19 protein-coding genes are annotated in these 21643 nt (G+C 31.1%); all 19 read right to left on the bottom strand.

Features of this window, described 5'->3' with window-relative positions:
• Positions 1 to 30 precede the first annotated feature (30 nt).
• Positions 31 to 1005, bottom strand: a complete 975-nt coding sequence (locus tag B3B03_RS03405) for a tyrosine-type recombinase/integrase (protein WP_346848379.1) — start codon at positions 1003 to 1005, stop codon at positions 31 to 33.
• 68 nt (positions 1006 to 1073) lie between these two features.
• Positions 1074 to 1328 (bottom strand): HPr family phosphocarrier protein, encoded by a 255-nt coding sequence (locus tag B3B03_RS03400; protein ID WP_035128745.1) that lies wholly within the window; start codon positions 1326 to 1328, stop codon positions 1074 to 1076.
• A 23-nt stretch (positions 1329 to 1351) separates the two neighbouring features.
• Positions 1352 to 2545 (bottom strand): pyridoxal phosphate-dependent aminotransferase, encoded by a 1194-nt coding sequence (locus B3B03_RS03395; protein WP_346848378.1) that lies wholly within the window; start codon positions 2543 to 2545, stop codon positions 1352 to 1354.
• A gap of 375 nt (positions 2546 to 2920) precedes the next feature.
• Entirely contained in the window at positions 2921 to 3190 is a 270-nt protein-coding gene (locus tag B3B03_RS03390) for a stage V sporulation protein S (RefSeq protein WP_035128739.1), read from the bottom strand.
• A gap of 198 nt (positions 3191 to 3388) precedes the next feature.
• Positions 3389 to 4942 carry a ribonuclease Y gene (gene rny / locus B3B03_RS03385; protein ID WP_051823775.1) on the bottom strand — a complete coding sequence of 518 codons (1554 nt, stop codon included), beginning with the start codon at positions 4940 to 4942 and terminating at the stop codon, positions 3389 to 3391.
• Positions 4943 to 5331: 389 nt separating this feature from the next.
• Positions 5332 to 6366: a recombinase RecA gene (gene recA, locus B3B03_RS03380; RefSeq protein ID WP_035128736.1), complete on the bottom strand. Its 1035-nt coding sequence runs from the start codon at positions 6364 to 6366 to the stop codon at positions 5332 to 5334.
• A gap of 164 nt (positions 6367 to 6530) precedes the next feature.
• On the bottom strand, positions 6531 to 7073 hold the full coding sequence (pgsA, locus tag B3B03_RS03375) for a CDP-diacylglycerol--glycerol-3-phosphate 3-phosphatidyltransferase (RefSeq protein ID WP_346848509.1): 543 nt from the start codon (positions 7071 to 7073) through the stop codon (positions 6531 to 6533).
• Between the two features lie 238 nt (positions 7074 to 7311).
• Positions 7312 to 8631 (bottom strand): 30S ribosomal protein S12 methylthiotransferase RimO, encoded by a 1320-nt coding sequence (gene rimO / locus B3B03_RS03370; RefSeq protein ID WP_346876476.1) that lies wholly within the window; start codon positions 8629 to 8631, stop codon positions 7312 to 7314.
• A 75-nt stretch (positions 8632 to 8706) separates the two neighbouring features.
• Entirely contained in the window at positions 8707 to 11016 is a 2310-nt protein-coding gene (locus B3B03_RS03365; protein WP_346876475.1) for an FtsK/SpoIIIE family DNA translocase, read from the bottom strand.
• Positions 11017 to 11169: 153 nt separating this feature from the next.
• Entirely contained in the window at positions 11170 to 12012 is an 843-nt protein-coding gene (locus B3B03_RS03360) for a ClpP family protease (protein WP_346876474.1), read from the bottom strand.
• Positions 12013 to 12065: 53 nt separating this feature from the next.
• Positions 12066 to 13253, bottom strand: coding sequence for an aspartate kinase (gene dapG / locus B3B03_RS03355; protein ID WP_346876473.1), 1188 nt, complete (start codon positions 13251 to 13253; stop codon positions 12066 to 12068).
• A 13-nt stretch (positions 13254 to 13266) separates the two neighbouring features.
• A complete protein-coding gene (locus B3B03_RS03350; RefSeq protein WP_035132817.1) occupies positions 13267 to 13542 on the bottom strand; it encodes a YlmC/YmxH family sporulation protein in 276 nt (91 codons plus the stop codon).
• Between the two features lie 188 nt (positions 13543 to 13730).
• Positions 13731 to 15839: a polyribonucleotide nucleotidyltransferase gene (locus B3B03_RS03345; protein WP_346876472.1), complete on the bottom strand. Its 2109-nt coding sequence runs from the start codon at positions 15837 to 15839 to the stop codon at positions 13731 to 13733.
• 109 nt (positions 15840 to 15948) lie between these two features.
• Entirely contained in the window at positions 15949 to 16212 is a 264-nt protein-coding gene (rpsO, locus tag B3B03_RS03340) for a 30S ribosomal protein S15 (protein WP_035132815.1), read from the bottom strand.
• Positions 16213 to 16358: 146 nt separating this feature from the next.
• Entirely contained in the window at positions 16359 to 17324 is a 966-nt protein-coding gene (locus B3B03_RS03335; RefSeq protein ID WP_346876471.1) for a bifunctional riboflavin kinase/FAD synthetase, read from the bottom strand.
• 11 nt (positions 17325 to 17335) lie between these two features.
• Positions 17336 to 18223, bottom strand: coding sequence for a tRNA pseudouridine(55) synthase TruB (gene truB / locus B3B03_RS03330; protein WP_035132813.1), 888 nt, complete (start codon positions 18221 to 18223; stop codon positions 17336 to 17338).
• Positions 18210 to 19184 carry a bifunctional oligoribonuclease/PAP phosphatase NrnA gene (locus tag B3B03_RS03325; RefSeq protein ID WP_346876470.1) on the bottom strand — a complete coding sequence of 325 codons (975 nt, stop codon included), beginning with the start codon at positions 19182 to 19184 and terminating at the stop codon, positions 18210 to 18212. Before B3B03_RS03325 ends, truB begins: the two co-directional genes overlap by 14 nt.
• Positions 19174 to 19536 (bottom strand): 30S ribosome-binding factor RbfA, encoded by a 363-nt coding sequence (rbfA, locus tag B3B03_RS03320; RefSeq protein WP_035132809.1) that lies wholly within the window; start codon positions 19534 to 19536, stop codon positions 19174 to 19176. Before rbfA ends, B3B03_RS03325 begins: the two co-directional genes overlap by 11 nt.
• Before the next feature lie 18 nt (positions 19537 to 19554).
• Positions 19555 to 21639: a translation initiation factor IF-2 gene (infB, locus tag B3B03_RS03315; RefSeq protein ID WP_346876469.1), complete on the bottom strand. Its 2085-nt coding sequence runs from the start codon at positions 21637 to 21639 to the stop codon at positions 19555 to 19557.
• Positions 21640 to 21643 lie beyond the last annotated feature (4 nt).

Raw genomic sequence — 21643 nt, 5'->3', positions numbered from 1 at the left:
GCCTTTAGCCTCTAATAAATTCCTATAACTTTATATTATATCCATATTATCTCCTGGATTATCTTTAAGCTTGTCTATAGAGTGAACATATCTATTGGTAGTAGCAATACTACTATGAGCTGCAAATTCTCTAACTTTTTCTATGGTAGCTCCTTGAGTAATGGCCATAGTTATAGCTGTATGTCTAGTGGAGTGAACTTTTAATTTTTTATTTATATTGCACTTACTACATATATTTTTAAGCATATAGTTTAAAGTACTAGGATTTAACTTCTCTCCATTTCTATTATTAGAGGAGTGTCCTATAAATAAATAACTATTGTTATACTCTTCTTTATCTCTTCCTGTAACTAAAATGTATTTTTCAATTAAACTTTTCACCTTAGGTTGAAGCTTTACTAAATCTTTTTTATTTCCTTTTCTAGTGACTTCTATAACATCATACTCTCCATACTTTTTTATATGACATATTTTTATATTTATCATTTCTGATTTTCTTAGTGCAGTGGTGAGTGCTAATGCTAATATAGCTTTATTCCTAAGTCCTAGTACAGTTGTAGTATCAATACTTCCCAGTAAAATCTTACTTTCTTCCTCAGTCAAAAATTCTGTAACTTTATTAGTTACAATAGGTTTTTCTTCCTTCACATTAGCAAAAGGATTATACTTAATAATTCTTATATCACTGTAATTATCTTCATACTTCATAAGCCACTTATAAAGAGCAGAAAGCGATGATATCTTTCTATTAATAGTTGCAGAAGATAATCCTTGATTTTGCAAATCAAGGATAAATTTTTGAACATGAAATATATTTATTTCTCTTATATTTTCTATGGTTATTTCAGTTACATCAGACTTATTATAAAAATCCTTTATGTCTTTCTCATAGCTAATAGCTGTATATTTACTTCTTCCACCCTTAATATCTAGGAAGCATTGAATAAAATGTTTATTTTTTTCTAAATAAAGTTCCTTTTTACTATGTAATATTATTTCATTCATAAAATCCTCCTCCTTTACAAAGGCTACTATAGAACAAAAGAACTGCCTAAGCAGTTCTTTTATTTGAATTATAATCCTTCTACAGTAGAAATGATTTCTGTAAGTGCAAGTTCCTCATCAGTTCCGTTAGTTATAATTTTTACTGTATATCCCTTATTAACTCCTAAGGATAATACTCCAATGAGACTTTTTGCATTAGCTCCTTTACCATTACATTCTATAGTAACTTCACACTTAAAAGTAGTAGCCTTTTGAACTAATAAAGTTGCTGGTCTTGCATGCAATCCCTGTGGATTATTAATGATTATTTCCTTTGTTAGCATATTATCACCTCATTTACGAGAAATTATTTTATGCCATTAACAAAGTCTTCTATTCTATTCAATCCTTTTTCTATGTTTTCCATAGATGTAGCATAAGATAATCTTATAAAATCATCTACTCCAAAAGCAATACCAGGTATTACTGCAACCTTCTCCTTCTCAAGAAGTAAGTCACTGAATGTAAGAGAGTCTTTTATAATCTTTCCGTCCACTTCCTTATTTAACACCTTTGATATGTTTACCATAACGTAGAATGCACCTTCTGGTTTAACACAGGATAAGTTATTTATAGAATTAATTTTATCTACCATAAAATCTCTTCTCTTTTTAAATTCCTGTTTCATTTTTTCAACTTCGCTTTGATCTCCATTTAAAGCTTCTACAGATGCATATTGAGATATTGAACATGGATTTGAAGTAGTGTGACTTTGTATGTTTGACATTAATGAAGTTATCTTTTCACTAGCTGCTGCATAACCAATTCTCCATCCAGTCATAGCATAAGCTTTTGAAACCCCATTTATTACTATTGTTCTATTATAAGCATCTTCAGATAAACTTGCTATAGAAATATGACCACTTTCTCCATATAAAAGTTTTTCATATATTTCATCTGATATAATTATTATATCATGTTTTTGTGCAAAAGTTGCAATTTTCTCTAACTCTTCTTTCGTATAAGCTGTTCCTGTTGGATTATTAGGGCTATTTAGTATCATAGCTTTAGTTTTTTTAGTTACTGCTTTTTCTAAAGATTCAATTGTTAGTTTAAAAGAATTACTTTCTTCTGTGTCAACAAAAGTTGGAACTCCATCAGCCAATTGTACAAGTTCTGGATAACTAACCCAATATGGAGCACCTATTAAAACTTCATCTCCCGGATTTAATATAGCTTGAAAAATATTTGCTAAACATTGTTTAGCTCCTGTTGAAATAATAATTTGAGAAGTTTTATAAGTTAAGTTATTATCTTTTTTAAACTTATTTACAACTGCTTCCTTTAATTCAATTATACCTGAAGCCGCTGTATATCTTGTTTGACCTGCTTCAATTGCCTTTATAGCAGCTTGCTGTATATTTTTTGGAGTATTAAAATCTGGCTCTCCTGCACCGAAGCCTATAACGTCAATCCCCTCTGCTTTCATCTTTTTAGCCTTTGCTGTAATTGCTAATGTAAGTGATGGTGAAATTTCCATTGCTTTTTTTGATAGCATCATTATAACTACCCCCATTAATATTTATTCTTTACAATATAAAATAATTAAAACTATCCAAATAAAAGAAATATTATTTAAACCTTTTCATTCAATTATATTCTCAAAAATATAATAAACGAGTTGGATATTCTACATCTAATGAATTTTAAAATGCATTAGAACTTCATATGAAAGATATACTTCATATCTGTATAATAACACTTATTCTATATAGTGTAAAGATTATATGGTAATTTTAACTTACTATTATTATTCTCATTTTTTATATTTACATACTAACTTTTTATAACATTTGTCCAAAGTTCTGAAGCTTATTTACCTACATATAAAGACTAAAGACATGAAATTAAATTTTTAATTTCATGTCTTTATAACCTAAAAATTATTTTTAGATTGTACTATCAATTTAATTGCAGTTCTTTCTTCACCATCAATTTCTACATCTGTAAATGCTGGTACACACACCAGGTCCATTCCACTGGGCGCTACAAATCCTCTAGCTATAGCTACAGCCTTTACTGCTTGATTGATTGCGCCTGCTCCTATAGCTTGAATTTCTGCCCCACTACTTTGTCTTAGTACTCCTGCCAGAGCTCCTGCTACTGAATTAGGATTAGATCTTGCTGAAACTTTTAATACTTCCATATTAAACCTCCTACTACTATTACTACTTATTAAACTAATATTATTAGAATCCTATATATTATTTCTACATTTAATTGAAAATTCCTTTTATTGAAAATACAATTTTAGATTATTGCAAATTATAGTTTCACTTAATATAATAGACAAAAATAAAAGCCTCCTATTAAATAGGAGACTCACCTTTTTCATTACCTAATTTTACTTTGCATATTCTACTGCTCTTGTTTCTCTGATAACATTAACCTTTATTTGGCCTGGATATTCTAGTTCTGATTCTATTTTCTTCACAATATCTCTAGCCACTTCAATAGCACCTGCATCATCAACATCATCTGGTTTAATCATAATTCTGATTTCTCTTCCGGCTTGAATTGCATATGACTTTTCTACACATTCATATGAGTTTGCGATTTCTTCTAATTTTTCTAATCTTTTTATATAGGCTTCTAGAGTTTCTCTTCTAGCACCTGGTCTAGCTGCTGATATAGCATCTGCTGCTTGAACTAGTACTGCTTCTAGAGATTGATACTCTACATCTCCATGATGAGCTGCAATAGCGTTTACAACTATTGGAGATTCATGACATTTTTTAGCTAACTCAGCACCTATTAGTGCATGTGGTCCTTCTACTTCATGATCTACAGCTTTGCCGATATCGTGTAATAATCCACACCTTTTTGCCATGGTAGGATCCATTCCAAGCTCTGACGCCATAAGACCTGCTAAGTATGAAACTTCTATAGAATGTTTTAATACATTTTGACCATAACTAGTTCTATATTTCAATCTTCCTAAAAGTCTGATTATTTCCACATGTAATCCATGGATACCAGTTTCGAAGGTGGCTTGCTCGCCCTCTTCTCTTATGTCATTCTCAACATCTTTTTTCGCTTTTTCAACCATTTCCTCAATTCTTGCTGGGTGTATTCTTCCATCAACTATTAGTTTTTCTAAGGCAATTTTAGCTACCTCTCTTCTAATAGGATCAAAAGCTGAAAGAATAACAGCTTCCGGAGTATCATCTATTATTAAATCAACTCCAGTTAAAGTTTCAAGGGCTCTTATATTTCTACCTTCACGCCCAATAATCCTTCCCTTCATTTCATCGTTAGGAAGTGATACAACATGTACTGTAGATTCAGCTACATGGTCTGCTGCACATCTCTGTATAGCATATGTTATAACTTCTCTTGCCTTTTTATCGGCTTCTTCTTTAGCTTTAGCTTCAATTTCTTTAATCATTATTGCTGTTTCATGTTTAATTTCTTTTTTTACTTCGTCTAATAGTATTTGCTTTGCTTCTTCTGAGGTTAATCCTGCTACTCTTTGTAATTCTTCTCTTACACTATTATATAATTCTTGTATTCCTGATTCTAATGTCTCAACCTCTTGTTGTTTTTTAGATAATACTTCTTCTTTTCTTTCTATTGATAGGGTTTTCTTATCTAAAGTTTCCTCTTTTTGAAGAACCCTTCTTTCTAATCGCTGAATTTCATTTCTTCTTTCTCTGGACTCTTTATCAAAATCAGCTCTTAATCTATGAACTTCTTCTTTAGCTTCAAGGATTGCTTCTTTCTTTTTAGATTCTGCTTCTTTTTGTGCCTCACCTAAAATCTTTTTAGCATCTTCCTCTGATTTAGATACATTAGCTAAAGATATATTCTTTCTTGTATAAATAAAAACAAAAATAGCGACTAAACAAACAACTAGCGCAATAGCTATTATTAAAATAATTTGACTTGGTTCAGTCAATTTCCAACACCTCCTTTGCTTTTTTTATGACATATATTAGCAGTAAAATGAAAGCTCGAAAAGGTGCATATTCTATTCAATTCCTCTTATATTAAACCAGTATTTGTATTCATTTTATATTACTTTAACATCATTGTCAAGGTTATTACTAAATACTACAAATTCTCTCAACTTAGCTCTTAGGCTCGACTTGAACCTTTAAAAAAAAATTTTTAATTAGAATATCACCTTTAATTTTTACATTAAAATATCACATACTTTAATTATACATTTATTTGTATATTTCATACACAATATTTAAAATTTTAATTAAAAAAGATATGTAAAGCTTAAGTTATATATTTTTACTTAAAGCTTCACATATCTTTTATCTGATTTAATAAAGTAATTTACTTTTCTTCTACTTTATTCTCAACTTTTACTGGATTGTTATTTAATGGCAAAGAGTATTTTTCCCTTATTTTATTTTCTATTTCATTGGCAATTTCTGGGTTTTCCTTAAAAAAGTTTTTAGCATTTTCTCTTCCTTGGCCTAGTCTTACGTCTCCGTAGGCAAACCAAGCGCCACTTTTTTGGACAATTTCTTCTTTAACACCAATGTCTAATATATCTCCAACCCTAGATATTCCTTCACCATACATAATATCAAATTCTGATTGTTTAAATGGTGGTGCAACTTTATTCTTAGTTATCTTAGCTCTAGTTCTATTTCCTAAGAAGGTTTCTCCTTGTTTAATAGTATCTATCTTTCTTACATCAATTCTTACAGAGGCATAGAATTTAAGAGCTCTTCCTCCTGGAGTTGTTTCTGGATTTCCAAACATAACTCCAACTTTTTCTCTCAATTGGTTTATAAATATAGTAGAGCATTTTGATTTGTTTATAGAACCTGTAAGTTTTCTTAAAGCTTGAGACATAAGTCTAGCTTGAAGACCTACATGGGCATCTCCCATTTCACCTTCAATTTCAGCCTTTGGAACTAAGGCTGCAACAGAGTCTATAACTACTATATCTATTGCACCAGATCTAACTAAGGCTTCTGTAATTTCAAGAGCCTGCTCACCTGTATCTGGTTGAGATACTATTAAGTTATCTATGTCTACGCCTAATGCCTTTGCATAAACCGGATCAAGGGCATGTTCTGCATCTATATATGCTGCACAACCACCGTTCTTTTGAGCTTCTGCAACTACATGTAAAGCTACAGTAGTTTTACCAGAGGATTCTGGCCCAAAAATCTCAATTATTCTTCCTCTTGGAACTCCGCCAATTCCCAGTGCAATATCTAGCCCTAAACATCCTGTAGATATGCAGTCTATATTTAAAGTGCTCTCTTCCCCTAATTTCATTATTGAGCCTTTACCAAATTGCTTTTCTATCTGTCCCATAGCTGCTTCTAATGCTTTTAATTTATCGTTATTCATAAATTCCCCTTTAGGGTTCACATCCTTCCATCACGAACAATAGTTCTTATATGTTTATTATATAGTATTTAATTTATCAGGTCAAGTGTTATAGTAAAGAGTTCCTTTAAATTTCTTTCAAGGAACTCTTTACCATTTTTGACATAGTTATAGAATTATAAACATTATTCATTAATATTTATAATATCTTTTCCTTTAATAAAATAATCCACTCCAGATCCAATAGTTATAACAGCTGCTAGGTATATGGTAACCTGGGTTGTAATATTAAGCCACCCTGGATTATATACTAGAGATAATAGTCCCATTATGATAGCTATCATCTGAATTACAGTCTTCAGCTTTCCCCAATTACTTGCAGCTATTACCACGCCTTGTGAAGCAGCTAATGTTCTTAATCCTGATACTATAAATTCCCTAGCAATTATTACAACTACTACCCAGGCAGCAACAATTCCTTTTTCAACTAAAAGTATTAGAGCACAGGTAACTAAAAGCTTGTCTGCTAGAGGATCCATGAATTTTCCAAAGTTAGTTATCTGATTTCTGCTTCTAGCTATATAGCCATCTAATTTATCTGTTGCTGAAGCTATAATAAATATTGATAAAGCAATAATATTAGTTGCGGTGGTATCAATCATTGCACATATTAAGAATATCGGAACTAACATTATTCTTAGCACTGTAAGCTTATTTGCAAGATTCATCATTAACATCTCCTACTCCTGAAATTTAACAATCTTATAATCTGTTTACCTAATTAAAATTTACTTCTTATTGTAAATAGCAAAAACAAATTTTCTATAATAGTAATTATTTTATCTTATACAAACATTATACAATAAAATCTAAAAATTATTTAGTTTATTAATACTAATTTTACTTTATATCCTTATCTATATTATTAATTAATATTTTTTTATTATAAATATATAAATCTAAAAATTATTTAAGGATTTCTCCTATTAAATCATACTCTAGTGCATCTTTTATTCTTACCTTAACAAAATCACCTATACTTAATTTATTAGATTTTACATAAACCTCTCCGTCAATTTCTGGAGCCATTTCATAACTTCTTCCACAATATGTTCCTTTTTCTTTACTTTCAATCAATACATCATAGGTTCTACCTATTTTATTTTCATTTATTTCTGTTGATATAGTTTGTTGAGCCATCATTATAGAGTGAAGTCTTTCTTCTTTAATATTTTCTTCTATTTGACCTTCCATTTCTGCAGCCACAGTACCTTCCTCTTGAGAGTAAGTAAATACTCCTAGCTTATCAAATTTAGTTTCTTTGACAAAATTTAACAATTCTAAGAAATTCTCTTCTGTTTCTCCTGGAAATCCTACTATAAGAGTAGTTCTTATAGTTATATTAGGAACTGCATCTCTAAGCTTTTTAATATTTTCAGTGATTATTTTCTTTCTTCCTTTTCTTCTCATAGCCTTTAAAACGTCATCGCTGATATGTTGTATAGGAATATCTATATACTTACACACCTTATCATTGATAGCTATTTCATTTATAACTTCATCAGTTAGCTCTTCTGCATAACAATAAAGAAGTCTTATCCATTTTATACTTTTAATTTTACCTAGCTCTTTTAAAAGAATATGTAAAGTTTTTTTTCCATATATATCTACCCCATAATTAGTAGTATCTTGCGCTACTATAATTAACTCCTTATATCCATTTAAAGCTAACTCTTTAGCTTCTTTAAGGATATCTTCCATATCCCTACTTCTGTATCTTCCTCTTATTTTAGGAATTGCACAGTAGGCACAAATATTGTTACACCCTTCAGATATTCTTATATAAGCAGTACTTCCTCCTGTTGTAACCTGTCTATTACCAATGTTTATATTGGTATCACTATAAGTTGTAATACAGCTCTTTTCTCCGGTTTTCATAGATTTTTCAATACATTCATGCAATTTATCATAATCATTTACACCTAAAATTATATCTAGTTCCGGCATAAGTTCTAAAAGCTCACTACCATATCTCTGAGTTAAGCACCCAGTAGCTATGAGCACCTTGCATTTATCTTTCTTATATTTTGCCATTTCTAATATGGTATCAATAGATTCTTGCTTTGAAGTTTCTATAAATCCACAGGTGTTAACTAGCAATATGTCTGCCTGCCTTTCATCTGTCACCGCTTCATATCTACTCTTCAAACTACTTATTATAATTTCTGCATCTATTCTATTCTTGTCACAACCTAAATTTATTACTCCAAATTTTAATTTTTCCACCTTTATCCTCCTAAGTGATCTATATATTATTTAAAACCTCTTCTTTTGTGTTGTAATGAAAGTTTCATTAAGAAGTTATTGTCTCATGGTATCATCTCTTCCAAAAACCTGTCTTGGCTTGCTTCCATTACGACCAGAGATAATCCCTTCAGCTTCCATTTCATCTATAATTCTAGCCGCTCTATTATACCCTATTTTTAGCCTTCTCTGCAACAAGGATGTTGAAGCTTGCCCTTCTTCTAATACAATTTTAATAGCTTCATCTATTAACTCATCACAATCTTCTCCACCTTTAGATTTGGAAACACTATTTTCTATTTCATCCATGATTTCTTTTTTATACTCTAATTCCTTTAATCCATTACGAATAAATTCTACTACAGTCTCTACTTCTTCCTCAGACACAAAGGCTCCTTGAATTCTAAGTGGCTTTGATTCACCTACAGGATAATATAGCATATCCCCTTTACCTAAAAGTTTCTCTGCTCCTGAAGAGTCTAGTATAGTTCTTGAGTCTATTTGACTTGAAACAGCAAAGGATATCCTAGATGGTATATTAGCTTTAATTACCCCTGTAATTACATCTACAGATGGTCTTTGTGTTGCTATTACTAAATGCATTCCTGCAGCCCTAGCCATTTGAGCAAGTCTACCTATATATTCCTCAACATCATTTGGACATACCATCATTAAGTCTGCTAACTCATCGATTATTATTACAATCCATGGAAGCTTTTCTTCTATTATCCCCTTTTCTACAAAGTCGTTATATCCTTCAATATTTCTTACGTTATTATCTGCAAAGAGTTTATATCTTCTAGTCATTTCATTAACTGCCCAATTTAATGCTCCTGCAGCTTTTTTAGGTTCTGTAACTACTGGAATTAATAGGTGTGGTATTCCATTGTATATATTAAGTTCTACCACTTTAGGGTCTATTAACAGCAATTTAACCTCTTGAGGTGTATATTTATATAATAAACTTATTAAAAGAGTATTAATACATACACTTTTTCCTGACCCTGTAGCTCCTGCAATCAAAAGGTGAGGCATCTTAGATAAATCTCCCACTACACAATTACCTGCAATATCCTTTCCAAGGGCAAAGGCTAAATTTTTCTTAGCAAGTGTAAATTCTTCACTTTCTATTACCTCTCTTAAAAATACTGCTGATAAATCTTTATTAGGTACTTCTATACCTACTGCCGCCTTTCCTGGGATTGGAGCCTCTATCCTAACTCCTGAGGCTGCTAAGTTTAGAGCTATATCATCTGCTAGATTAACTATCTTGCTAACCTTAACTCCTACATGGGGTTGTAATTCAAATCTGGTTACAGATGGACCTTTTGTAACCTGTATCACCTTAGCTTCAACTCCAAAACTTTCTAAAGTTTCTTGAAGTTTATTAGCACTATTAAGGAGGTCTTTTTTATCGCTATTTTTACCTATACTACTTAAATTTTTATGAAGGAGTTCTGGTGCAGGATGTTCATAAGCATATATTTTGTTTCCATCACCAAAGGAAATGTCAATATCTATATCCTCTATATTATTTCTATTTTCTTTTGACTTATTAGGTTGTTCTATACTTGTTTCTATTTTTCCTTCAAATCTATTCTCTTCTTCATCCATCTTCATAAAATCTATAATTTTAATCTTCGACTCTTCGCTGCTTCCATTGTCTCTAGTATTCCCATCTGCTGATACATATTCCATAGCCTCATCAATTGCAATATTTGTTTGCTTCAAATCCCTTGACTTTTTTTTACTTTCTACCTTTTCAAAGGTAAATAACTCTTTTATAGTAATATTATTAATTAACACTAAAGATATTATATATAAAGCAAATAAAACTATATAGCTACCTACCTTTCCTAAAAGTGAACTTATAGGAACAGTAATTACTAAAGATATAATACCTCCATGAAGTACAGACTTAGATTTAAATTGATTTATAATAGCACTTGCCATATTACCTTTTACGTAGTAAGAAGGTAATACTATAAGCTCAACAAAAATCATGGTAGTAACTATAAACATTAAAATTCCAAGGGATTTTTTTGTTACCTTTAAATATTTATCTATTTTTATGTAACTTACTCCCATGTATATAAGCACAAAGGGTAAAGCATAGGCACCAATTCCAAGAAGTCCTATAAAAATTCTATTAATAAATACTCCCATAGAACCTGCCAAAGATGTTGGGTCTGAAAACATAACTGATAGTAAAGCTAAAAATATTAAAACTCCTATGGTTATCAGTATAATTCCATTAAAATCAAAAAGTTTATCCTGTTTCTCTCTCTTAGCTTTTGAACTATTATTTTTAACAGTGCTCTTCTTACTACTGTTTTTCTTTTTTAAAGGCTCTTTTCCTTTAGTCATAGTATCTCCTCCAAAACTCTTCCTAAGATTCATGAAAATAATTTCCATTTATCCATCTCAATATATTGTACATTGAAATCCACCTATATTTCAAATTTTTTTACAAATAAAAAGTTGCCAACATGATTTTGCTGACAACTCAATGGTGAATTGTTAAATTTTATCTATTTCTTCACTAATATTTTCTTCCGAACTTAATTCTAGTTGATTTTTTTCACCTTCACTTATTAACTCTTCTAATTTATCTAAGGCTTCTCTAATTCCACCTACTTCATCAATAAGACCACATTCTACGGCTTGATCCCCTATCAATATAGTTCCTATATCATTTAGTAATTCATCTGTTTGACTCATAAGCCTTCTAAAATCGTCTGAATCAATTTTTGAAGTTCTAACTACAAACTCAACTATTCGCTCCTGCATCTTTCTAAAATATTCAAAGGTTTGAGGTACACCTATAACAAATCCATTCATTCTTACAGGGTGCACTATCATTGTAGCTGAAGGAGTTATAAAGGAATAATCTGATGCTGTAGCTAATGGAACTCCTATAGAATGTCCTCCACCTATGACTATGGATACTGTAGGCTTACTAAGACTAGTTATCATTTCTGCAATGGCTAAGCCTGCTTCTACATCCCCTCCTGCAGTATTCAATACTATGAGTATACCTTTTACATTACTATCTCTCTCAATAGCTATTAACTGTGGAATAATTAACTCATATTTAGTAGACTTAGTTTGATTACCAGAAATATTATGACCTTCAACTTGACCTATTATAGGTATAACTTGAATCCTGTCATCAGCCTTTGCTACAGACATGACCCCTACTTCTTTTAAGTTTGCAACTTCCTTACTTACCCCTTTAGAGTTATCATCTTCATTTTGTTCATCATCATTTTCTTCATTTATTATAACTTTACTTTTATTATTTTTTTTGTGTTTAGTATCTTTATCTTCCTTATGTTTTTTATTTTCCGCTTCATTAATCATGGAAAAACACCTCCTAATGTTTCTTATTCTGTGCATTAAGAGGTGTTTATATACTATCCTAATTTAAATTCATTATGAAGTAAATTTATAGCATCTTTGACTTTATTACTTTCTACAAGACACCAAATAGTTGTATGTGAATCAGCAGTTTGAAGAATATCTATATTGCCTTCTTCTAAAGCCTTTAGAATTCTAGACATAACTCCAGGTATTCCTCTCATCTTTGAACCTATTATAGATATTTTGCTACAACTTTCTGTATACTGATAATCAATTTCATAATTAGCTGCTATATTTTTAAACTTATCTAAATCTACTTCACTTATAGTAAATATTTTATCATTTATAAATACACTTATCAAATCAATACTTATTTCATTTTCAGCTAAAATATGAAATATATTATTGCAGTGCTCCTTTGAGCCTCCATTAATTCTTATTTGAACTCTATTACTCATATGAGTAATTCCAGTGATAATTCTTTCATTGTCCTCACCATAAGAAGAAATAATAGTCCCTTCACAATCACTAAGAGTATTTTTAATTACTAATGGAATATTATATTTTCTAGATATTTCAACAGCTCTAGGATGTATTACTTTAGCTCCTTGATCAGCAAATTGGAATACTTCATCATAGCTTATACTCTCAATTAATGAAGCCTTAGAAACTATTCTTGGATCTGCTGTCATTATACCATCAACATCTGTATATATTTGAACTTCCTTTGCCTTTAGTGCTGCTCCTAAAATTGCCCCTGTAACGTCACTTCCACCTCTTCCTATGGTAGTGATGCTCCCCTCTTCACTTATACCTTGAAAACCTGCTACTACAGGTACTTTTCCCTGCTCTAATACCTTTAGTACATTTTTCGGATTAACATCTAAAATAGATGCATTATTAAAATTATTATCAGTCCTTATACCAGCTTCTCCACCCATAAGTGGAACTGCCTCTACACCTTCTCTTAATAAATCATTACACATTACCACTGTACTTAAAGTTTCACCACAGGACAAAAGTAAATCTAAGGCCCTTGGATTATTTATCTTAAATTCTTCACTAACTAAAGATAATAATGTATCTGTTGCATAAGGAGATCCTTTTCTCCCCATAGCTGATACTACTACTACAGGTTTATATCCATCCTTTATAGCTTTTTTTATCTTTTTTGTAACTAATATTCTATTATTTTCACTAGATACTGATGTACCACCAAATTTCTGAACAACTATATCCATACTTACCTCCATATTATATATGGGATTTTCTTAGTGTTTCCCCATCAACATCGATGATTATAGTTTTAGAGCCTATCTTCTTTACATAATCCCATGAAACTTCCAGCATCTCATTATTTCTAAAAAACATCTTACTAGACTTTCCATCTCCAAGTAATAGTAGCTTTAGCTCACCATTTTCATTTATAACTATATCATTATTGCCCAGGACACTATACTTATCTCCATCATTAATGTTTATTATTTCATATCGTTCCATTTCACTTAAATATCTATATTTTTCTTCCATCACATATCACCTCATACATAATTATATAAATTACTATGATTAATATGTTTTCTATTATATATTTATGAGTAAATTAACGAAACTTAATACAATTATAATATAATTTATGAAATTATACACTAGTATGTTCTTATGTTTTATAATAAAAAAAATAAAAAGGTATTTTACCTTTTTATTTTAACTTCTATTTACTCTTCTGTTTTAGACTCTTCACTATCTTTTAATGCATCTTTTCTTGAAAGATTCACTCTTCCTTGAGAATCGATTTCTGTTACTTTTACAAGTATTTCATCACCTATAGCTACTACATCTTCCACTTTATTTACTCTTTCGTTAGCTAATTTAGATATGTGTACTAAACCTTCTTTACCTGGAAGTACCTCTACAAAAGCACCAAAAGCCATAATCTTAGTAACTTTACCTAAGTATATTTCTCCAACTTCTACTTCTTTAGTGATTTCCTTTATAATTCTTAATGCTTCATTAGCACTTTCACTATCAGTAGACATTATAACTATCTTACCATCATCATTAGTATCAATTTTAACACCTGTATCTGCTATTATTTTCTTAATAGTTTTTCCACCAGGTCCTATTATATCTCTAATTTTGTCTGGTTTTATATTTATAGTGTACATTCTTGGAGCATATTGAGATAGCTCTGCTCTTGGCTCAGCTATACATTCATTTATCTTATCTAAGATATATAATCTAGCTGTTCTAGCATCTTCTATAGCTGTTCTTATACAATACTTAGATAATCCTTTTATTTTTGTATCAACTTGAATTGAAGTTATTCCTTTTTCTGTACCAGCAACTTTAAAGTCCATGTCTCCAAAGAAGTCTTCGATTCCTTGAATATCTGTAATTACAGCCTCTTCACTTAAATCTTCACTAGTTATAAGTCCCATGGCAATTCCTGCTGCTGGCCTCTTTATTGGAACTCCAGCATCAAGTAATGCTAATGTACTTCCACATACACTAGCTTGAGATGTAGATCCGTTAGAGCTTAAAACTTCTGAAACAAGTCTTATAGCATATGGGAATTCCTCTATAGAAGGAATTAGTGGTTCTAAGGCTCTTTCAGCTAAAGCACCGTGTCCTATTTCTCTTCTTCCTGGTCCTCTAAGTGGTCTTACTTCTCCAACACTGTATGCTGGGAAATTGTAGTGATGCATATATCTCTTGAAGTCTTCTTCTCCAATACCATCTATGATTTGAACATCACCTAAAGCTCCCAATGTGGCTACAGTCATTACTTGAGTTAATCCTCTTGTAAATAATCCTGTTCCATGAGTTCTTGGAAGGAGTCCAGTTTCACAAGATATAGATCTAATTTGATTAAATTCTCTTCCATCTGGTCTTCTCTTATCTCTAAGTAACATGTTTCTTACAATTTCCTTTTGAATATTGTAAACAACTTCTCCTATGTCACTTCCGCCCTCTGGATACTTCTCAGAAAACTCTTCATTTATTTTAGCTTTAATTTCACTTACTTTAAGATTTCTTTCATCTTTATCAGTGATATACATAGCTTCTTTTAACATATCAAAAGCAAAGTTTCTTACTTCACTTTGGATTTCTTCATTCACTTTGTATAGTACTGGCTCAGGTTTAACCTTTCCAAATTTAGCTCTAGCCTCTTCCTGGAACGCTATAATAGATTGACACTGATTAAATCCAAAGTCTATAGCTTCAATCATAGTTTCTTCTGGAATTTCATCTCCACCAGCTTCTATCATCATAACTCTGTCTTTAGTAGCACATACAGTTAATTGCATTGAGCTTAATTCTCTTTCTTTAGATGTAGGGTTAACTACAAACTTTCCATCGATTAATCCAATTGATACTGTAGCTACTGCATCAGTAAATGGTATACTTGATAAAAGTAATGCTATTGAAGCTGCATTCATAGCTAATATTTCTGGAGAATTATCTTGGTCTACAGATAATACCGTACAAACCACTTGAACATCATTTCTATATCCTTTTGGGAATAGAGGTCTTATAGGTCTATCTATAGCTCTACAATTTAGTATAGCTTTTTCTGATGGTCTTCCCTCTCTCTTTAAAAATCCCCCTGGAATTTTACCTACTGCATATAGTCTTTCTTCATATTCTACACTTAGTGGGAAAAAATCTATTCCTTGTCTTGGTTCTTCAGACGCATTTACATTTACAAGGATTACAGTCTCTCCATAACTAATAAACATAGCACAATCAGATAACTTTCCAATTTTACCAATTTCTATCTTCATTTCTCTTCCTGCTACAGAAGTACTTAACGTATTTGTCATTTAATCTCCTCCTTTCGGTTATTAAAAAAATATATATATAGATATATACTTATTATTATCTTTTTTTTGCTATTTAATTAAAATAATAGAGCGGCTTTGCCGCTCTTAATTATTTTCTAATTCCTAATTTAGCAATTATAGCACGGTATCTTTCGATATCTTGCTTCTTTAAGTAGCTTAAAAGTCCTTTTCTTTGTCCAACCATCATTAAAAGACCTCTTCTTGAGTGGTGGTCTTTTTTGTGAACTTTTAAATGCTCAGTTAATTCTTTAATTCTTTCTGTTAATAATGCTATTTGTACTTCTGGAGAACCTGTATCTCCTTCTGTTCTTGCAAATTGTTGCATTATTTCTTGTTTTCTTGCCTTTTCCATATTGTATGCACCTCCAATAGTTAAATCGCCATATGCCATGTACCCCGTTGGCATTCAGAATACATAGCATAAGGTTCATATGAAATTATATCAAACTAAATTTATTTTGTAAATAGAAAAACTAATTAAAAATTTGTAAAAATTAGTTATTTAGGAATTTTATCTATATATATAGAATAATCCTTGCCATTTACATAATTTTTATCCTTTGATAGTTGATTCTTCAGTTCATCAATGGATCCGAATCTTTTTTCTTCTCTTATTTTCTCTATAAAATATAGTTTAATTTCTTCTCCATATATATTTTTACCAAAATTTAAAATATTAGTTTCAATACTTAATTTACTACCTTCTAGGGTAGGATTGTATCCAATATTAGTTATGGCTTTATAAAAGCAATTTTTATACTCTACAATAGTTCCATAAACTCCACCCTTAGGTACTACGAATTTTTTATCATAATTTAAGTTTACAGTAGGGAATCCCATGGTTCTACCTATCTGCTTACCCTTAATTATATTTCCACTTAACATAAATGGTCTACCAAGAAACTTATTGGCTCTTTCTATATTTCCTTCTTGAAGATTATGTCTAATGGCAGAGCTACTTACCACTTCTCCATCTGAAGTTATGGGCTCTACTACAAAAAGTTCATAGTCTAATATTTCACTATATTTTTTAAGAATCCCTACATCACCTAAATTTTTATATCCAAAACGATAATTAAAGCCAACTACTATACCTTTAGCATTATAATGCTTCTTTAAACTATTAATAAATTGTTCTGGTGAAATTGACATGAATTCCTTATTAAATTCCATAAAATTCAATATATTCACTTGAAGTTTTTCAAATAAAATAGCTTTCTCTTCATTGCTCATTATTAGTTTTGGACAAATCTCTTTATTAACAACAGACAAAGGATGATTTTTAAAGGTACATACCATGACCTCTACATCTTCTATATTTTTAGTTAATTTAATCTTCTCTGCTAATTCCTTAGCACTATTAATTAATTCTCTATGACCACTATGTATACCATCAAAACTTCCCAGAACAATTATACTAGGAGTTTCAATGACTTCATTAAAATTATCTTGTATAATTTTCATAAATATATCCCCTAAAGAAAAAGTTTTATTAATTTAAATCCTGAATCGCTTTCTGCTCCAATTCCTATAAGCTTATTTGAATTGTTGTATACTGCATATTTGCAAAACTTTTCAATTCTATTTAAAAGAGTTCTATCATTTATGGTTACACCATTTAATATTAACCTTTCAAACTTTTCATTAACTACAAGTTTAGGAAACTTACTAAATACTTCATCTAAGGAAATAATATAATTATTTATATTATCCTCTGTTAAATCTTTTAGTTCCACACTCCTATCTATAGTAAAAGGACCAGTAGCTGTTCTCTCTAGCTCCCACATCATAGCTCCACAACCAAGTTCTTCTCCTATATCATAGCATAAACTTCTTATGTAAGTTCCTTTAGAACATCTAACTTTTATGTGGATTATAGGGCTATCTATGGATAATATATCAATACTATGGATAGTAACTGTCCTTGGCTCTCTATAGACTTCTTTTCCTTCTCTAGCTAACTCATAAAGTTTTTTCCCATTTTGTTTAAGAGCAGAATACATAGGTGGAACTTGAGCAATAGTTCCTACAAATTTATTTATAACCTTAGTAATTTCTTCTTCTGTAGAATCTACCTTACTCTCACGAAGTACTTTTCCTTCTCTATCGTAAGTATCTGTTACAACTCCTAACTTAACCTTTGCTATATATTCTTTCTCGCCTTCCATGATAAAGTCTATGGCCTTTGTTGCTCTTCCTATACATACCGGAAGCACACCACAAGCTTCGGGATCTAAGGTACCCCCATGTCCGACCTTTTTCTCTTTAGCTAGCTTTTTTATTTTTCTCACTACGTCAAAGGAACTAATGCCAAGAGGTTTATTTATATTTAAAACTCCAAAGGGTTTATTATTTTCTATCATAATATATCAACTCTTCTTCTAATATTTTGTATATTTTATCCTTTACTTCAATGATGGAACCCTCACAAAAAAGACCAGAAGCTCTTTTATGGCCTCCACCATTAAAATTTTCTGCTATTTTACTAACGTCAACTATTTCTTTAGACCTTAAGCTTACTTTTATTCCACCCTTACTTTCTTTAAATAAAGCTACTACTTCTACTCCACTTATCATAGTTCCAAAGTGAATAACCTCGGAAGAATCCATGGATTCTAAGCCTACTTCATTAAGCATAGCATCATTAATCTCCATAAATACAACTTTATTATTAAGGTGTAATGTCAAAGTATCGATGACTTTCCCAAAGAACTTAACTTTATTAAATTCTTTATTTTCAAAGACTTGTCTTTGAATTTTATTAAAGTTAACTCCAGTTTTAATAATTTCCCCAGCTATCTCATGAGTTCTGCTTGTAGTATTAGAATGCTTAAAGGAACTTGTATCTGTTAAAATAGAAGTATAAATTGATTTACCTATATTCTTTGTAATATCTACTTTTAACTGATTTAATAGGTCATAAATTATTTCTCCAACTGCTGAAGAATTTATATCCACATAATTAAAATCACCATACTTTTCATTACTTAGATGGTGATCTATATTTACAAGCTTATATTGCCTATTCTCCGCATCTAAATTAGCATTTATTCTCTTGAAATCTCCACAATCTAATACAATTATTAAATCTGTACCATCCTTTACCTGTTGAAGTAATCCTGTGATTTCCTCACTACAAGGCAAATACTCAAAAGTATCTGGAATTTTCTCCTTTGAAAGTATATATGCTTCTTTATTAAGTGCCCTTAGCCCTTGAAGTAGGGCTGTGGCACTTCCTAGAGAATCACCATCTGGTGATTGATGAAAAGTAATTCCTATGGAATTACTTTTCTCTATGATATCTACTATATTGCTAGTTATCATTAGAATCATTCTCCTTTATCTTTCTAAATAAAGACTCTAAATGATTAGCTTTATCTAAAGTTGTATCTAACTCTATGATAACTTCTGGAACATGTCTTAACTTAACATTTTTTCCTATCTCTTTTCTTATAAAACCTGTTGAGCTTTTAAGAATTTTAAGAGCATCTGTCTTTTGATCCTCTGTACCAAATATACTAACAAATACTTTAGCATAGCTTAAGTCTCTTGTTACTTCTACATCTGTTACACTTACCATTGCTGTAAGTCTAGGATCCTTTATTTTGTTTTGAATAGTGTTGCTAACATCTTTTTTTATCTCTTCATTGATTCTGCCGCCTCTATAGTTAGCCATGGAGATCACTCCTTCCTATTACAATTGTTTTGGTTTAATTTCTTCCATGATATAGCCTTCTATAATGTCTCCTTCTTTTATATCATTGAATTTCTCAATGCTAAGTCCACATTCGTATCCAGCTGCTGCCTCTTTAACGTCATCTTTAAATCTCTTTAAAGATGCAAGAGTAGATTCTGTAATTACTATACCATCTCTTAGTACTCTAACTTTACAGTTTCTTGTTATCTTTCCATTAAGAACATAACATCCTGCTATAGTCCCAACGTTAGAAATTTTATATACCTGTCTTGCTTCACAACGTCCAGTAATAACTTCTTTGTATTCAGGTTCAAGCATACCAATCATTGCTGATTTAATATCATCCAAAGCATCATAGATAATTCTATAAGTTTTAATTTCTACATTATCTCTTTCTGCAATTGTAATAGCATTATTGTCTGGTCTTACGTTGAAACCAATAATAATAGCATTAGAAGCATAAGCTAGAGATACGTCTGTTTCAGTTATAGCTCCAACTGCTCCGTGGATAACTCTAACTTTTACGTTATCTGTAGAAAGCTTTTCTATGGATTGTTTAACCGCTTCTGCTGAACCTTGAACATCAGCCTTAACTATTACGCTTAATTCTTTAACCTTACCTTCTTGGATTTGGTTATATAGATTTTCCATAGACACTCTATTAGAGGTTTGGAAATGATCTTGTCTAATCTTTTCTTTTCTTGACTCTGCCATTATTCTAGCTGTCTTTTCATCTCTAACAACAGTAAATCTATCTCCTGCTGCTGGAACTTCTGAAAGTCCTAATATTTCTACTGGCATAGAAGGGCCAGCTGCTTTTGTAGTTTTACCTTTATCATCAATCATTGCTCTGATTCTACCATAAGTAGTTCCAACTATTATAGAATCTCCTGATTTTAAAGTTCCATTTTGAACTAGTATACTAGCTACAGGTCCTCTACCTTTATCTAATTTAGCTTCTATAACTGTTCCTTTAGCTCTTCTGTTAGCATCAGCTTTTAATTCTAACATTTCAGCATTTATTGTAATCATTTCAAGAAGATTATCTAAGCCTTCCTTAGTGTGAGCAGATACTGGTACACATATAGTATCTCCACCCCAATCTTCAGATACTAATCCATATTCTGTTAACTCTTGCTTAACCCTATCTGGATTTGCACTTTCTTTATCCATTTTATTTATAGCTATAATCATAGGTACTTCTGCAGCTTTACAGTGATTTATAGCTTCAACAGTTTGTGGCATAATTCCATCATCTGCTGCTACTACTAATATAACTATATCTGTAACTTGTGCTCCTCTAGCTCTCATAGAAGTGAAAGCTTCGTGACCTGGAGTATCAAGGAAGGTAATTCTCTCACCATTTACATCTACAGTATAAGCACCTATGTGTTGAGTAATTCCACCAGCTTCTGTTGCTGTAACTTTAGATTTCTTTATTGCATCTAGTAATGATGTCTTACCGTGGTCAACGTGACCCATTACTGTAACTATTGGTGGTCTTTTAGTTTCTTTTGCTTCTGATGATTCGTCTTCTATCTCATCAATCTCATCCTCTTGTTCTTTAGCAATGTCACCAACATTTTGCTCTTTTAATACTGCAATAGATCCAAAGCTATCTACAAGCTTTTCAGCTGTGTTAAAGTCAATCTCTTGGTTTACACTTGCCATAACTCCTTGGAATATTAAAGCTCTTATAACTTCTACCACTGGTTTTTTTAGCTTATCAGCTAAGTCTTTTACAACGATAGTTTCTTCCATTTCGATTACTTCATCTGGAGTTTCATCAACCTTTTCTTCGTTTCTCTTATTTCCGCCTTTTCTCATTTTGCTATTTTTTCTTTGCTGCTTACTTATATCTTCATTGATTTTTGATTCATATTCCTCAATGATTTCTTTCTTTTCAGCTGCTTCTTTTTTTTGTTCTTCATATAGCTCTTTTATAAGATCAGCATCCTCTTCATCGATGACACTCATGTGATTCTTAGCTTCCACACCGAACTCTTCCATTAATACACTTATAAGTTCCTTGTTTGTAACTTCTAATTCTTTAGCTAACTCATATATTCTTATTTTCGACAAAACT

Source organism: Clostridium sp. UBA5712, from assembly GCF_002419845.1.
Taxonomy (GTDB): Bacteria; Bacillota; Clostridia; order Clostridiales; family Clostridiaceae; genus Clostridium_J; species Clostridium_J sulfidigenes.
This window is presented reverse-complemented; position numbering and strand designations above follow the sequence as displayed.

Excerpts from the sequence above, each read along its gene's own strand:
- B3B03_RS03405 (WP_346848379.1), bottom strand. The coding sequence starts at position 1,005 with ATGAATGAAATAATATTACATAGTAAAAAGGAACTTTATTTAGAAAAA.
- B3B03_RS03400 (WP_035128745.1), bottom strand. The coding sequence starts at position 1,328 with ATGCTAACAAAGGAAATAATCATTAATAATCCACAGGGATTGCATGCA.
- B3B03_RS03395 (WP_346848378.1), bottom strand. The coding sequence starts at position 2,545 with ATGATGCTATCAAAAAAAGCAATGGAAATTTCACCATCACTTACATTA.
- B3B03_RS03390 (WP_035128739.1), bottom strand. The coding sequence starts at position 3,190 with ATGGAAGTATTAAAAGTTTCAGCAAGATCTAATCCTAATTCAGTAGCA.
- recA (WP_035128736.1), bottom strand. The coding sequence starts at position 6,366 with ATGAATAACGATAAATTAAAAGCATTAGAAGCAGCTATGGGACAGATA.
- pgsA (WP_346848509.1), bottom strand. The coding sequence starts at position 7,073 with ATGAATCTTGCAAATAAGCTTACAGTGCTAAGAATAATGTTAGTTCCG.
- B3B03_RS03365 (WP_346876475.1), bottom strand. The coding sequence starts at position 11,016 with ATGACTAAAGGAAAAGAGCCTTTAAAAAAGAAAAACAGTAGTAAGAAG.
- B3B03_RS03360 (WP_346876474.1), bottom strand. The coding sequence starts at position 12,012 with ATGATTAATGAAGCGGAAAATAAAAAACATAAGGAAGATAAAGATACT.
- dapG (WP_346876473.1), bottom strand. The coding sequence starts at position 13,253 with ATGGATATAGTTGTTCAGAAATTTGGTGGTACATCAGTATCTAGTGAA.
- B3B03_RS03350 (WP_035132817.1), bottom strand. The coding sequence starts at position 13,542 with ATGGAAGAAAAATATAGATATTTAAGTGAAATGGAACGATATGAAATA.
- B3B03_RS03345 (WP_346876472.1), bottom strand. The coding sequence starts at position 15,839 with ATGACAAATACGTTAAGTACTTCTGTAGCAGGAAGAGAAATGAAGATA.
- rpsO (WP_035132815.1), bottom strand. The coding sequence starts at position 16,212 with ATGGAAAAGGCAAGAAAACAAGAAATAATGCAACAATTTGCAAGAACA.
- B3B03_RS03335 (WP_346876471.1), bottom strand. The coding sequence starts at position 17,324 with ATGAAAATTATACAAGATAATTTTAATGAAGTCATTGAAACTCCTAGT.
- truB (WP_035132813.1), bottom strand. The coding sequence starts at position 18,223 with ATGATAGAAAATAATAAACCCTTTGGAGTTTTAAATATAAATAAACCT.
- B3B03_RS03325 (WP_346876470.1), bottom strand. The coding sequence starts at position 19,184 with ATGATAACTAGCAATATAGTAGATATCATAGAGAAAAGTAATTCCATA.
- rbfA (WP_035132809.1), bottom strand. The coding sequence starts at position 19,536 with ATGGCTAACTATAGAGGCGGCAGAATCAATGAAGAGATAAAAAAAGAT.